The following is a 13813-nucleotide window of genomic DNA, read 5'->3' on the forward strand; positions in this document are numbered from 1 at the left end:
CTTTTCGAATCGTTGATATATTTTGAGCTACGATAGATATAATCGAAAAACCGTTGATATATTTTACTCCCCCCATCTTCCCCCGCTTTTAATCCAATCGACGTACTTTTGAAAGGCGGGCACTTCATGCTGAAAGCGAAGCGGAACATATAGAAAGAGAGTACATGTACACAGTATCCATAGAATACCTACTATAAAGTGAAATTTCATCGTTGTGCTAATAAACAAACTGAGGAATAAGACGAGGAATATGATTAAACTAAATCTTTTATACATGGTCATAATATTCCCTCCTTATTCATTAATTGTAGCAGTCATAAACTAAAAGCAGAATACATTTTTGGGTAGACTTTTCCAAAAACTTCATAATACTATTAACAAGAGTGTACTAGATAAGGAGGGCTGTAAAAAAATACATTTCACCTCTATATAAAATGAAACTTTAATCAGCCCTCACCAATCGGGCTTTTACCGGCAGTTGATCTCCCACCTAACTTCTTTGCTTTACAGCCGAATTTTGAGCTGGGAGTCTTACTGCCCGTTAATGCGGGATAAAAATAAGAAATGGAGATAATTTCATAATGAAAAAACAAAAACCTAAAGGAGTATTAAAAAACAGGCTTTTCATCGCTCTTCTAATTATTTTAGGACTCATTCTCTCAGGACTAAGTTACTGGTTTCTTTCACCAAATCCAAAAGCATTTATTATAAAAAAAGTCTTTGAAAAAGGCATGATGTTTCAATCTGATAACTATGAAAATGCTTTAAAAGAAACAAAAATCGTTGAAGATATTGACTATCATTCTAAATTTCCAGACGGCACATTAGATATTATTTATCCTAAAAATCATACGAAAGAAACACCCGTTATTTTTTGGGTGCATGGTGGTGGATTTGTAGGTGGAGATAAATCGCAAATTACTGGTTATGCAGTAGAATTAGCAGCTAGTGGTTATACGGTAGTAAATATTAACTATGCCCTTGCTCCTAAAAGAAAATATCCTACTCCCGTACTCCAGCTCGGTGAGGCTTATACATATATAAAAAATAATGCAGAAAAATATAATTTAAAACTAAATACTATTTATTTTGCTGGGGATTCTGCCGGGGCACAAATATCTGGTCAATTTGTTACAATTCAAACTTCCCCACAATATGCAAAATTAGCAAAGATTGATGCTATTATTAACCCTTCTACTATAAAAGGTGTTTTGTTATATTGTGGTCCTTATAACATGCCTGCATTAGCTAAAGTGGAAACATCTAAACAAATACAAGATTTTATGCGTACGACTGGTTGGGCATACTTTGGAGCAAAAAACTTTGAAACATTACCAGAAATGAACATTGCTTCAATTTCAAAGCATGTAACAAAAGATTATCCACCAACGTTTATTACAGATGGTAATACTGCCTCATTCGAAGATCAAGGTAAGGAATTATTTTCAACATTACAAAGCAAAGATGTAGCTGTAGACGGTCTTTTCTTTGATAAAAGTATTTTTGGCGAGTTAGCGCATGAATTTCAGTTCAACATGAATACACCAGCAGGAAAAGAAACATTCGATAAAACACTACAATTTTTAAATAAAAACAAATGACATATACAATAATAAAAACCCAAGAAGTGCTTACCTGCTCCTTGGGTTTTCCTTTATCTTCTCTTCATAATTTTCCCTGAACCGCCAACCCTTGTTTTCGGGGGCGACGTATTCTTTGGTGGGGTTTTAATGGATGATTTCGGCTTCACATCAGATCCACTCGAGCCACCCGGGTTTTTCGTAATTTTCCCTTTGCTTCCGGTAGAAGGCGGAGGCGTCGTTTTACTTCCTTTTTCCGTAATACTTCCTTTATCACCTACAGATGATTTCGGATCTACATTATCGCCTCGCTTAATGATAGATCCTTTCCCTTCCTTCGTAATTGGAGGCGGGGTTTTCTTTTCTTCTTTCGTAGGTGGTCTTTCCGGGATAACCGGTTTATGATTTTGTCTGTCATTATATCCGCGATAATCACCGTATGATGATTTTCGTGAACCGAATATATCGTTTAATATACTCCCCATAATATATCCTTGTAAGAAGGATGGTTGGTAATTTTGACGGACAAATTCTTCATTACTTATTTCAATTAACGTATCAGATGGTTTCTCTTTATCCTTTTGTAAATTATACATTTTATCAGAATAAACGAGGAACATTTGATTTTCGTCTTCTTTAGATGCTTGCTTCGGTTTCCTTTCGGCTATAAGTTCCTTTGCAACTTCAGGAACTGACCGATTGGCAGCCCTATACACGTAAGATTCTTGTTTACCATCCTTTGCGACAGACTCTAGCGGATAACGGTCCTGAATTGACTTCGCCTGACCACTTTGACAGCCCGATAAAGCATAGCCGGCAATAACAAGTAATGTAACGATAGCAAGTATAGGGATCACGAACGATTTAATCATGGTAAACAATCGGTTTGACATGATTACGCCCCCCTTATGTTGCTCTTATGATTTGTACATCAGCAGGAATAATTACTTCTCCCTCATACATCATTGTGCGACCATTTTGCCATTCAACACGTAATAATTTGCGGTTATCGGATTGGAATTCCCATACGTACTGTTCTTCTGAAGCAGCGAATGGTGTTTTCCCCATAACAACAACACGTCCATTATATTGTTCTTCCATATGATACTCTATATCATCCATTTCAATCGTCGTCGGAATTTCATCGATTGAATCTAAACGACCATCAATCGGTGTATACAATTTGTAATACGTATTTTCACGGTCTTCAATTTTCAAATAACGAATATCTTTCCCATCCTGCAAAGTTAAAATAATCTCCTTGCGAGAATGCATGCTCGTTTTCCCAGTTAATTCGTACATGACTAACGAGACTTCAATCATATCGCCAGGAGCCAACGTTAAAAGACTCTTTTCTGGCTTCGGCGGCTCCGGACTCTTCATTATATTTTTAATACGTTTAAATAAACTCACAATCTACCCCTCCTTTTCTCTTTATAAACAAGCACCTAAAATAAGTGCACCAACGATATGTAATGAACCAGCTAACAACGCATGTGCTAAGCTGCCTTCTTTCGTTCCTTCTTCTAAATCTAAACCAGACATTTTCTTTAACACAAACTCAATGAACATTTCTACAATTAATAAAATAACGAATGAAACTGCTGAGGCAAGAAGCGCTTGCCATAAGTCATTCGCTTTCGTTATAGATTGAGATAAAATGTACCCTTGCGCAAATAATTTCATAACGAAACGCGTTGTCACTGCTGTATTTCCATTTTTCATTTCTTTTAAATCATTGTATTTTGTAAAAATCGAATCAACCCACATAATTGCAAATAAAAGTACCGCACTCGCTCCAGTCCATACAAGCATAGCTAAAACATTCATCCACGTCATTACAAAACCTCCTCTAAAAAAGTAAAGTGAAAATTTAATCAGTGGGGAGTTTTCCATCCCCTACTGATTATTAGTTGAACCAATCGGGCATTTACGGGCAGTCGATCTCCCACCAACCTCTCTGCTTTCACAAAATGTTGAGGTGGGAGTCTTACTGCCCGTTAATGCGGGGTAATAGAAAACCGACATGAATTCTCTTCAGACATGTCGGTTTCTTTGTCTATTCTATATTATTTCTCGTACTGCTTCATAATACGAGCTAATTCATCGTCAACAACAGAATTTTTGTTTAAGCTTGCGAATTCATCATCTAACGACTTTTCTTTCTTGTAAATTTCACCGCTTGCTTCTGCTTCAGCCTCTAATTGAAGTGCTTTCTCTTCCATACGGCTTAAACCAGCTTTTGCTGAATTTGAATCAAATCCAGACATCGCCTGATTAATATTCTTTTGTGCTTTCGCTGCATTTACACGTGCAACAAGTGTTTCACGTTTATTTTTCAGCTCTGTTAATTGCTTACGCATTTCTTCTAGCTTAAGACGAAGGTTATCAGCAGCTGCTTTGTTTTGCTCATAGCTCGCTTTATACTCATTCATCTTTTGCTCTGCATTTTGTTTTTCTTCTAAAGCACGGCGCGCAAGATCTAAGTTGCTAGCTTGAACAGCCATATGAGCTTGCTCTTCACGCTTTTTCACAAGTGCTTCTTGCTCTTCAAATAATATTTTGAATTTCTTCTCAAGTGCGATTTGAGCTGCTACACTTTTCTCAGCTTCTTGTACATCCGCTTGCATATCGCGTAAATATTGATCCGTCATCTTAACTGGATCTTCAGCTTTTTCAATTAATGAATACACATTCGACATTGTTAAATCTCTTAATCGTTTAAATACAGACATCCAAATTCCTCCTATGATATACCTCATATTTCAAATTCACTACTTGGAAAATTAAAAATCTCCCTTTTCAGTAAGAATATTCATTTTTACAACCTATGTGTTTATTATAACAAAACTAAGATATCCTTACATGTTATTTCCAAAATACAACTAATATAATATGACATTCCAAATATAATATTGTATTCCTACTATATCCTTATTATTTCTGCCTCCAAAATTAACTTATTTTTGCGCGATTTCACTAAATTACATAATTGTAATGTTACTGTAAGCTAACTCGATAGTTACGTTTCAATATTTCTTATACACTAATACCAGAAGCAACAAACAAGCTTCTTATAATTTCAGGACTAATACAAAAAATGTATTTACTATAAAACATATAAAAGGAGCAATCATCATGAAAAAATTAGTAGGAATCGGATTAGCAGCAGCAATTTCATTCGGAGCATTATCAGGTTGTTCTTTATTAGGAGAAAAAGCGAACGGCTTTGTACTATACGGAACAGATGAACAAATTCAACAAGTTACAGATAAAAATAAAAAAGAAGTGAAAGAAAAAGACTTCTATAAAATGAAAATGACAACATTAGAGGGTAAAAAAGTTCTTGTAATGGATAAGAAAACTGGTGAAGAACTGGTGAAAAAAGAATTACTTAGCAAAGTTGATAAAAACGATGATACAAAACCACTTGATAAATTACCAGCTGTAACAACAGAAGAAGGCGTGTTATTTGCAAAAGAGAAAGTAGAAAATGCTACACTTGATGGGGCAAAATTAAAATACGAAGGCAACACAATTATCGGAAGTGGCCGTGCATATGCAGACATGTTCGCAATTGTTGACGATGCAACTTATGGAAATGTAAAAGGTGATGAAAAATCTGTTGGTGTATTAAAATTCGATAAAGACCCTAGTAAAGAATTCCCTGGTTACAACGGAGTAGAAGCTTCTCAGCTTGTAAAAATTAAAAAGTAAACAAAAAAGCTTTGCGAAATTCGCAAAGCTTTTTTCTATTTATGAGCGATTTGCTCCATATCCGGACTACAAGTTTGCGACTGACATGACTTACTTAAAGAGCATGCTGCGCATTTGCCTTTTTTACTTCTCTTTACAAAATTAACTAACGTATATGCTGCATAACCAAAAATGATAGCTCCAATTATAATATTGACCATCATTGCAATACATCTCCTTCTAGAATCCGAGTAAGGATCCAACTTGGTATATAATGAGCGTTAATACATAAGCAACAACGAGCGGATAAACGACAGAGAAAACGGTCCATTTCATCGATCCAGTTTCACGTTTAATAACAGCTACTGTCGCTAAGCATGGAACATATAATAAAATAAAGAACATAAATGCATATGCTGATAGCGCAGTATAATGTGCTCCCATTACATTTCCTAGCACATCTTCTTTAACCGCATAAATAATTGCCATTGTAGAAACGACAACTTCTTTCGCTAAAAATCCTGTTAAAAGGGATGCCGCAGCTTGCCACGTTCCAAAACCGAGCGGTGCAAATAGTGGTGCGATAAATCCACCAATCATCGCTAAGAAACTGTCTCCCATATCAACACCAAATCCTGATGGACCTGCATAGTTTAATAACCAAATGACAACAGAACCACCGAAGATGAATGTACCTGCTTTACGAACAAATCCTTTACCTTTCTCCCACGTGCTGAGCCATAACGTTTTTGCTTGTGGCACACGGTAAGGCGGTAGCTCAATTACAAAAATAGATTTTTCCGCTTTTAAAATAGTAAGTGACATAATTTTTGTAACGAGTAATGCAAGAACAATCCCTGCGATATATAAAGAGAACACAACAGTCGCCTGACTATGAGGGAAGAAAACTCCCGCAAATAGTGCATATACAGGTAAACGTGCCGAACAAGACATAAACGGTGTTACAAGAACGGTAAGTAACCTTTCTTTTTCTTGTTCAATCGTTCTCGCTGCCATAATACCTGGAACGTTACATCCAAAGCCGATAATCATCGGAATAAATGCTTTTCCGTTTAAACCGAAAAACTCCATAATTCTATCCATAACAACTGCAATTCGTGCCATATATCCTGAGTCTTCTAATAATGAAATGAAGAAAAATAGTGCAAAGATTTGTGGAACGAATACTAATACCGCACCAACCCCAGCAATAATACCTTCTGTAACGAGTGCTTGAATAAAGTCAGAAGCCCCAACACTTGTGAGCCCAGCTGTAACCCAATCAGTAAGTTGTCCGCCAAAAAATCCATCAAGCATATCAGATAAAGGTGTACCAATCCACGTAAACGTAACCTGAAAAATAAAAAACATAACTGCTAAAAAGATTGGAAGTCCTAAAATTTTATGTGTAATTAATCTATCAATTTTTTCTGAAAAAGGAATTTTTCCTTCTTTCTCATGTTGCATAACATTTGTTTTTAACTTTTCAATATACGCTTCACGAGTCTTGTAAATGTGCTCTTCCAACGTACAATCAAGTTTTCCATCTAAACGAGATCGAATGGCTATAAGTTCCTTATAAATTGGTAATGCTTTCATTTCTTTTTCTACTACTTCGTTATTGCTTAAAAATTGAAGGGCTAACCATCTCGGATGCTCATAATTCGCTGTCTCTAAAAGAGCGATTACCTCTCCAATTCCTTCATCCATTTGTACACCATATGAAATAATGAATGGCTTTTTCTCTTTTTGTTTCTCTTCATGAAGAGTAGTAAGTAATTCTTCACAGCCTTTTCCGGTTCTTGCGATGACAGGAACGACTGTTACACCTAATATTTCTGATAGCCGTTTTACATTAATCACAATTCCTCTTTGCTTTGCCACATCAATCATATTTAAACCAATTGAAACGGGCTTACCAAATTCAAGTAATTGCAATGTTAAATGCATATTTCGCTCAAATTGAGAAGAATCCACTATATTTAACATGTGATGAAATTCATCTGTTAGTAGAAAATTCGTAACGACACCTTCATCACGTGAAACTGGATTCAAATCATAAACGCCTGGTAAATCAATTAATGTTCCTTGCTTATCTTTTAATTTACCAACCTTCTTTTCTACTGTTACACCGCTCCAGTTTCCTACATATTCATAAGAACCAGTAAGTGCATTAAATAATGATGTTTTCCCTGTATTCGGATTCCCTAGCAAAGCAACCTTATTCACGCTAATTCCACCTTTATCATTTTCGCGTCACAATGACGAATACTAATTAACTGTCCACGACACTCCAATGTACAAGGACCTTTAAACATCGCTTTCTGTTTCAAGCGAAGTTCGCTTCCTTCCGCAAGACCGAAAGCAGCTAGTCTACGCTTTAATAACTGATCTAAAGACTGAATACTTTTTACTAACACTTTCTCGCCAATTTTAATATCTACTAAGCTCATAACCTTCCCCCTCAGAAGAGAATGATAATTATTTTCAAAAAAATTATATCATACTCTATTTCAATTGGACTATACCCTTTTGCTTCATATTTATTAACATTTCGCTACAATTCTATTTCAATAATTGTCATACGGTATTCATTTGCCATTCTCATCCATTTCGCTTACAATGAACAATAGCAAATAAAGAATCTCGTTATCACAGGGGGAGCCTTACCGCTGAGAGGGAACAATTCGTTCCGACCCTTTGAACCTGTTAGTTAATGCTAACGCAGGAATTGTGCAAACGTCCGAAATACACACCTCTTTTTTTATTTACGTATTTCGTATCCTCCTATGATAATGTTCTTTTTTGTGCAACTTGGATTTAGGGGGAGACAACATGCGTAACACCAATTTACAAGCGATGATCGAATCTGCTATTCTTGCAGCCTTCGCCTTGATTATCGATATTTTACCATTATCACTTAAACTTCCAACAGGCGGTTCCATCTCATTTGCTATGATACCTATTTTTATTATCGCATACCGCTGGGGTTTCAAAATAGCTTTCTTAGGAGGCTTGATTTGGGGGCTTTTACAAATTGTTGTTGGAGATGCAATTATCGTCACACCGACTCAAACAATAATTGAATACTTCGTTGCCTTTGCATTCATTGGATTTGCTGGACTATTTTATAAGCCCATTCAGCAAACATTAATGAATAATCAAAGAAAGAAAACCATTGCTTATATTATCTTTGCTACATTTATTGGTAGCCTTGCACGTTATTTCTGGCACTTTATTGCAGGTATTATCTTTTGGGGCCAATATGCACCAAAAGGGCAATCAGCCGTCTTATATTCATTAATTGTAAACGGTAGTACAATGCTCGCTTCTTTCACATTATGTACTGTATTACTAATTCTTTTATTTACAACTTCACCACGCTTATTCAAAAGCATTGGTGCTTATCAAATGAATTCACAAAAAAAAGGCGCTTAATTAGCGCTCTTTTTTTTATCAAAGCTCTCAATGAGTAATATCAATAATAAATACGATAAATACACAAAAGAAAATAAATACCATCACACCTAGTAAATTGCTATTCACGGCTAATCTACTCCTTACATAACCTCATTTTCTAACCAAATTATATCGCTTAAAAATAAAGATTAGATAAAGATAATATGAAAATAACTTAAAAAAAGCGTAGCATGTATTGTCTACGCTTTTTTCGGTAAGTAGAAGTAAAATAACACACCATCTTTTGTATTCTTGACCCCATATTCAGCATTGTGCAGCTCTAAAATGTTTTTTGAAATCGCAAGGCCAAGCCCGGTTCCACCTTGTGAACGTTTCCGTGCCGCATCTACTCGATAAAAACGATCCCAAATTTTATCTAATTGTTCTTCTTCAATGTGGGCACCCTTATTTTCAATACACACTTTTATATAATTCTTCTCGTCTATTGTGGAAATAATAATATCCTCTTTATCTGGTGTATAACGTATTGCATTCGTAATGAAGTTCACAATTACTTGTTCAATTCTATTTTGATTCCCAACCACTTCAGCTGGACATATATGTTTGTGCACACTCAGTTCTTTTTTCTCTATCTCCGATGAAAGCTGTTCACATATTTCTTCAATCACTCCATCGATATAGAAAGAATCCATCTTCATGTTATATGTGCCAGACTCAAATTTAGCTAATTCAAGCATATCCAAAATTAGTATATCCATCTTGTCTACTTCTTTTTCCATCGCCTGAAAATAGTAGTCTTTCTTATGTTCAGCTACCCCATCTTTTAAAATGGAAATACAGCTTTTCATAATACTCAGCGGCGTTTTTAGTTCATGCGATACACCTGCAATAAATTCTTTCCTTGTGTTTTCTAACTTTCTTTCTTTTTCAATATCTTGTTCTAACTGTCCAATATGTGAATGTAGCTTATTAGATAGTGTATTAATATTTTTTGATAAATCACCAATCTCATCTTTTGAAGTAATCGGAATTTTTTCTGTAAAATCTAAATGCGCTATCTTCTTTGTTGTATTATTTATTTTTAATAATGGTTTTGCAATTTGTTTTGAGTAATAGAACGAAGCTAGAAAAATGAGAACGACTACAAACGCAACAATATAGATGTAATAATCTTGCACCATTTGTACAGCCTCATCTACAGGCTGCAAAGAAGCCATCGCATATATATATGCTATCGATCCGTCTTTTTCTTTTATTGGTTTAATTAATAATTTATATTTTATATCATTTTTTTCATAATCCACTATTTGTGTTGAATACTGTATGTGATTGCTCTCTTTTGATAATAAATCAGTTTGAAATTCCTTTATGCTATCTAAGAATAAACTATTTTTATAAATTGGATTCACAGGACCTTTTACATCGGGTAACTGTACTTTCGTAACACGCCCGTCTATCTTAGCACCCTGTTCCTGATTAGCTCGTTCTTGAGCAGCCTGTTCTTGAGTAACTTGCTTCTTTTCCTTAACAAGTGGTTCTTGGTCCGCTTTCTTTTTTTCCTTCTCTTCTCGAATCTCACTGATTTTTTTTTCTAACGGTTTATTAGATCCACTTAAATTCCCCTTGCCTAACGCGAAAGAAAATGGAATAAAACTATCTTCTTTTTTCACTCCAGAAAAATTAATTTCTTGGTCTAAAAACTGATTTGACGGTTTATTATCAATCTCTTCTATATTGATGAGATTGTATAAGGGAATCATGATTATTTGTTGTCCAAAGCTCTTCTGTTGCTTACGGTCTATCGTTACCTCAAAATAAAAATCATCCGCATGTTTTAAATTCCCATTCTGATCTAATGTCGTAATCCATGTATTATTTTCGCTTAAAAAGTCTTGCTCCAGTTTCTGAATTTCTTCTGCACTTTCGGCATGATTTAAATAATTCTTTACAAAGGAATCTAAATTCACTTTAATATCTTCCACTTTTCGATTTGCATAATATTGTTTAAAAAATATCGTTTGTCCAATAAATATCGTCGCTAAAATCAACATGCATAAGGCTGTTGTAAGGGTAAATAATTTAAGTACAATCCCTTTTCTCATATGTTCCCCTCGAATTTATAACCGGTTCGCACTACAGTTGTAATGTGCTTTGATTTTTCTCCTAATTTATTTCGCAAATTACGAATATGGCTATTAACCGTTCGATCATCACCAGCAAATTCGTACCCCCAAATTCTTGAAATTAACTGTTCTCTTGTTAGTACAATCCCTTGATTTTTCATGAAATAAGCTAATATTTCAAATTCTGTATGTGTTAAAGTAATGTCTGCCTCATCAACAGTAACAGTACGTGACGGAAAATGGACGTGAATGCCATGAATTGATAACGTATCATCTTCATTTTCCAAAGGTTTCTTTGATGCTTGTCTGCTTTCTAATAATCGTTTCGCTCTCGCTAATAAAATAGGCGGACTATATGGTTTCGCAACATAATCATCTGCCCCAAGCTCAAACCCAAGTAATGTATCATCTTCATCTACACGTGCCGTCAGCATAATAATTGGAACCCCGGACGTCTTACGAATCCTTCGGCAAACAGACCATCCATCAAGTTCCGGCAACATAATATCAAGTATAACTAAATCGACCTCTTCTTCTTCAAATAAGACTAAAGCTTCTTTTCCATCTCTCGCTTCAAGCACTTTATATTGTTCACTCAAAAAGTAATCCTTTAATATTTCGCGTAAAATATCTTCATCTTCAACAATCAAAATGTTTTTTGACATAATCTATGTCTCCCCCTCTCGCTTTAAGAAATTACTATTCAAAGCTCTATAATTTATTTTGAATTACTCGTAATTAACTTTGCTTCGATAATATATCGATCCGGTGCATCCCCTATATAATCAAATGGATAACAAGTCGTCATTGTTAATGTCGGTTCTTCTTTTTTTACAATAACAGTGCGATCATCCGCATGTGTAATCCACATCTTTTGAATTTCATATGTGTACATTGTATTTTCATATTCTAAAATGAGATTGTCTTTTTCTTTAAGCTCCCCTAATTCTGTAAATACAGTATCCCTATGCCCGCTCAGTACAGTATGCCCCCCTCCAGATGGTGTTGTCGTTAAATCACTAACAAACATACCGACTCCTTTTTTCAATGTAGCATCATTTGCTCCCCAATATATAGAAAACTTCTTCTTTATTTTCGGTATATTTAACATAGCTATCTTTTCTCCTTCTTTATGTTGTATTTGAGAAGAAGGTACTTGTGCATTTACTGGTACTTCGCTAGAATGCTGCTTGGATGTTTGTTGTTCAAAATTTTTAATTTCTTCTGTCGTTAAATCTTGTGCAGAACTTTTTCCTTTATACCATTCAAAAGCGTAATAGGCTCCCATTAATAAGCCTACTATCATTAACGTAAATCCAATACGATTTAGAACTGTCACTGTGAATCCCTCCATGCAAAAAATGGTAGGAGTAACCTACCATTTTTAATATATGAAATTATCCCATTCTTTATAGAACAATATTTTATTTATGCCTTAATCTTATTACGACGGTTCAAACCAAATAATGTCCCTATCGCTACAAGACATGCGCTTAATGCCATCATTGCTACATTATTTGATGCTGTGTTTGGTAATTTTTCACCTTGTACAGCTTGTTTCGCTACTTCTTGTTTCGCTGCATCATTCTTTTGCCCTGCCTTAATTGCTGCTTCTTTTTTTGCAAGAGCTTCCTTTTCTTGCACTTGTGGTGTTACTTCTTTTTTCGCTGTATCATTCTTTTGCCCTGCTTTTATTGCTTCCTCTTTTTTAGCCATATCACTTTTTTCTTGTACTTGTGCTGCTTCTTTTTTCTCTACTTCGCTCTTTTGCTGTTCCTTAATTGCTTCTTCTTTTTTAGCTTTATCTTGCTGCATTTGCGCTGATTCTTCTTTTGTTAATGTTCCAGTAGAAGCGCTCGCTACTGAAGAATATCCTACTGTTAAAAGTGCCATTGCACAAATTGGTAATAGTTTTTTTTTCATTTTATTTCTCTCCTTTTATACTTTATTCTAGTAACACATCACGTCGCACCGGATGTATTACTAGAATAAACAAGAGATGTAAATATAAGATGCAGATGAAATATATTTCATTTAAAGATTTCATTTTAGAAAATAAAAAAACACCGTAATATATACGATGTTTTTTCGGGTGTGTGTCTCGATATTTATTTGTTACTTTCGCGTGATTGAGAAGTAGAAAGGGCCGGAGTGATAACTAATTGTCTCGGCTCAGTTTTCTTGAAGTGATTTTTGACGTTACACTTACGACATTGAACGACCCATGCTTTAATAGGATTTGTTAAAATAATTTTTTGCCTTTCGTTAGGGGCCTCTTCTTCCAATTTACAACTATCGCTCCACTTACTCCATTTCATTGTAAATTTAGAAGAATAATGATCGTCTTCTCGATCAAACGTATGCAAAAAATCCATTTCTCCAGCTAGCATTACGGTGTTACTAGTTGCTAAAAAAGAAAAGGTCGTCCAATGTTTCTCCATGCCCTCCTACTCCTTTTTCACATATAGAGTGCCTAAAACTTAATTTACCTAAAATATGCTTGCCTTTTACCTTACACTTATAGTTTATCCAAAACACTACTATGCAACTATCGATTTGTCTTACAAATCACCTTACATTTTTGTAAGAAACGAAAAACCTTCACTCTATATACGTGAAGGTTTTTCATTTCTTATCTATAGAATCTTTCATATCATCAAGTCCAGCCTCTTGCAGCTGCGACATCATACCGTGGGAAATTGCGCCTAATACTAAAGTCATTCCAATTAGTGAAATGCGAATTGCAGGTACATCAATTATGTAAGCCAACATACCAAGAACAATTGTTAAAAACAATGCTTTTATAAATGTTACACTTGTATACTGTTTCTTTTTCATCATAATCACCCTTTTTGGAAACGTTTTCTTAATATTATCAGTATATCATATCATCTGACTATTTTGTGGGGATTTCTGTAAAAACCTTATATCTTCTTTGACTTTTTTCTTTCTATCCTTTACAGTCGAAATGTTCACAAGTTTTACACTGTAGGA

17 protein-coding genes and 1 riboswitch are annotated in these 13813 nt (G+C 34.9%); of the genes, 3 read left to right on the forward strand and 14 right to left on the reverse strand.

What is annotated here, in order from left to right:
• Positions 1-63: 63 nt before the first annotated feature.
• Positions 64-282 (reverse strand): hypothetical protein, encoded by a 219-nt coding sequence (locus AC1DS7_RS16785; RefSeq protein WP_033715292.1) that lies wholly within the window; start codon positions 280-282, stop codon positions 64-66.
• Positions 283-581: 299 nt separating this feature from the next.
• Between AC1DS7_RS16785 and AC1DS7_RS16790 the strand changes: the two genes are divergently transcribed.
• Positions 582-1601 carry an alpha/beta hydrolase gene (locus AC1DS7_RS16790; protein ID WP_002143509.1) on the forward strand — a complete coding sequence of 340 codons (1020 nt, stop codon included), beginning with the start codon at positions 582-584 and terminating at the stop codon, positions 1599-1601.
• Between the two features lie 53 nt (positions 1602-1654).
• Here AC1DS7_RS16790 and AC1DS7_RS16795 read toward each other — a convergent pair whose 3' ends face one another.
• The 4 genes from AC1DS7_RS16795 to AC1DS7_RS16810 all read right to left on the reverse strand — a co-directional run bounded on the left by AC1DS7_RS16795 (position 1655) and on the right by AC1DS7_RS16810 (position 4315).
• Positions 1655-2473 (reverse strand): DUF4247 domain-containing protein, encoded by an 819-nt coding sequence (locus tag AC1DS7_RS16795; protein WP_002129590.1) that lies wholly within the window; start codon positions 2471-2473, stop codon positions 1655-1657.
• A gap of 13 nt (positions 2474-2486) precedes the next feature.
• Positions 2487-2993, reverse strand: coding sequence for a DUF4178 domain-containing protein (locus AC1DS7_RS16800; protein WP_002015752.1), 507 nt, complete (start codon positions 2991-2993; stop codon positions 2487-2489).
• Positions 2994-3014: 21 nt separating this feature from the next.
• A complete protein-coding gene (locus tag AC1DS7_RS16805) occupies positions 3015-3419 on the reverse strand; it encodes a DUF350 domain-containing protein (RefSeq protein ID WP_002015753.1) in 405 nt (134 codons plus the stop codon).
• A gap of 230 nt (positions 3420-3649) precedes the next feature.
• Positions 3650-4315: a PspA/IM30 family protein gene (locus AC1DS7_RS16810; protein ID WP_002015754.1), complete on the reverse strand. Its 666-nt coding sequence runs from the start codon at positions 4313-4315 to the stop codon at positions 3650-3652.
• 403 nt (positions 4316-4718) lie between these two features.
• Between AC1DS7_RS16810 and AC1DS7_RS16815 the strand changes: the two genes are divergently transcribed.
• Complete coding sequence (locus AC1DS7_RS16815) at positions 4719-5297, forward strand: lipoprotein BA_5634 family protein (protein WP_002129594.1); 579 nt, start codon at positions 4719-4721, stop codon at positions 5295-5297.
• Positions 5298-5332: 35 nt separating this feature from the next.
• Here the strand turns inward: AC1DS7_RS16815 and AC1DS7_RS16820 are convergent, their stop codons facing one another.
• From AC1DS7_RS16820 to AC1DS7_RS16830, 3 genes are read right to left on the reverse strand one after another with little or no spacing between them, the layout of a single operon-like run.
• Positions 5333-5500, reverse strand: a complete 168-nt coding sequence (locus AC1DS7_RS16820) for a FeoB-associated Cys-rich membrane protein (protein WP_000989601.1) — start codon at positions 5498-5500, stop codon at positions 5333-5335.
• A 16-nt stretch (positions 5501-5516) separates the two neighbouring features.
• Positions 5517-7505, reverse strand: a complete 1989-nt coding sequence (gene feoB, locus AC1DS7_RS16825; protein ID WP_002129597.1) for a ferrous iron transport protein B — start codon at positions 7503-7505, stop codon at positions 5517-5519.
• On the reverse strand, positions 7502-7729 hold the full coding sequence (locus AC1DS7_RS16830; protein WP_000060512.1) for a FeoA family protein: 228 nt from the start codon (positions 7727-7729) through the stop codon (positions 7502-7504). The genes feoB and AC1DS7_RS16830 overlap by 4 nt, the downstream gene beginning before the upstream one ends.
• 194 nt (positions 7730-7923) lie before the next feature.
• Positions 7924-8025, forward strand: a riboswitch (TPP riboswitch).
• A gap of 65 nt (positions 8026-8090) precedes the next feature.
• Between AC1DS7_RS16830 and thiT the strand changes: the two genes are divergently transcribed.
• Positions 8091-8714, forward strand: coding sequence for an energy-coupled thiamine transporter ThiT (gene thiT / locus AC1DS7_RS16835; RefSeq protein ID WP_193339756.1), 624 nt, complete (start codon positions 8091-8093; stop codon positions 8712-8714).
• A gap of 221 nt (positions 8715-8935) precedes the next feature.
• Here the strand turns inward: thiT and AC1DS7_RS16840 are convergent, their stop codons facing one another.
• The 6 genes from AC1DS7_RS16840 to AC1DS7_RS16865 form a co-directional block, all read right to left on the reverse strand.
• Positions 8936-10798: a sensor histidine kinase gene (locus tag AC1DS7_RS16840; protein WP_002143514.1), complete on the reverse strand. Its 1863-nt coding sequence runs from the start codon at positions 10796-10798 to the stop codon at positions 8936-8938.
• Positions 10795-11484 carry a response regulator transcription factor gene (locus AC1DS7_RS16845; protein WP_002143515.1) on the reverse strand — a complete coding sequence of 230 codons (690 nt, stop codon included), beginning with the start codon at positions 11482-11484 and terminating at the stop codon, positions 10795-10797. The genes AC1DS7_RS16840 and AC1DS7_RS16845 overlap by 4 nt, the downstream gene beginning before the upstream one ends.
• A 53-nt stretch (positions 11485-11537) precedes the next feature.
• Entirely contained in the window at positions 11538-12158 is a 621-nt protein-coding gene (locus AC1DS7_RS16850) for a class D sortase (RefSeq protein ID WP_159147201.1), read from the reverse strand.
• An 89-nt stretch (positions 12159-12247) separates the two neighbouring features.
• A complete protein-coding gene (locus tag AC1DS7_RS16855) occupies positions 12248-12742 on the reverse strand; it encodes an LPXTG cell wall anchor domain-containing protein (protein WP_002143518.1) in 495 nt (164 codons plus the stop codon).
• Positions 12743-12927: 185 nt separating this feature from the next.
• Complete coding sequence (locus AC1DS7_RS16860) at positions 12928-13260, reverse strand: hypothetical protein (RefSeq protein ID WP_215588556.1); 333 nt, start codon at positions 13258-13260, stop codon at positions 12928-12930.
• 184 nt (positions 13261-13444) lie between these two features.
• On the reverse strand, positions 13445-13660 hold the full coding sequence (locus tag AC1DS7_RS16865; RefSeq protein ID WP_002143519.1) for a hypothetical protein: 216 nt from the start codon (positions 13658-13660) through the stop codon (positions 13445-13447).
• Positions 13661-13813 lie beyond the last annotated feature (153 nt).

This window comes from Bacillus sp. P4_E1 (genome assembly GCF_056401715.1).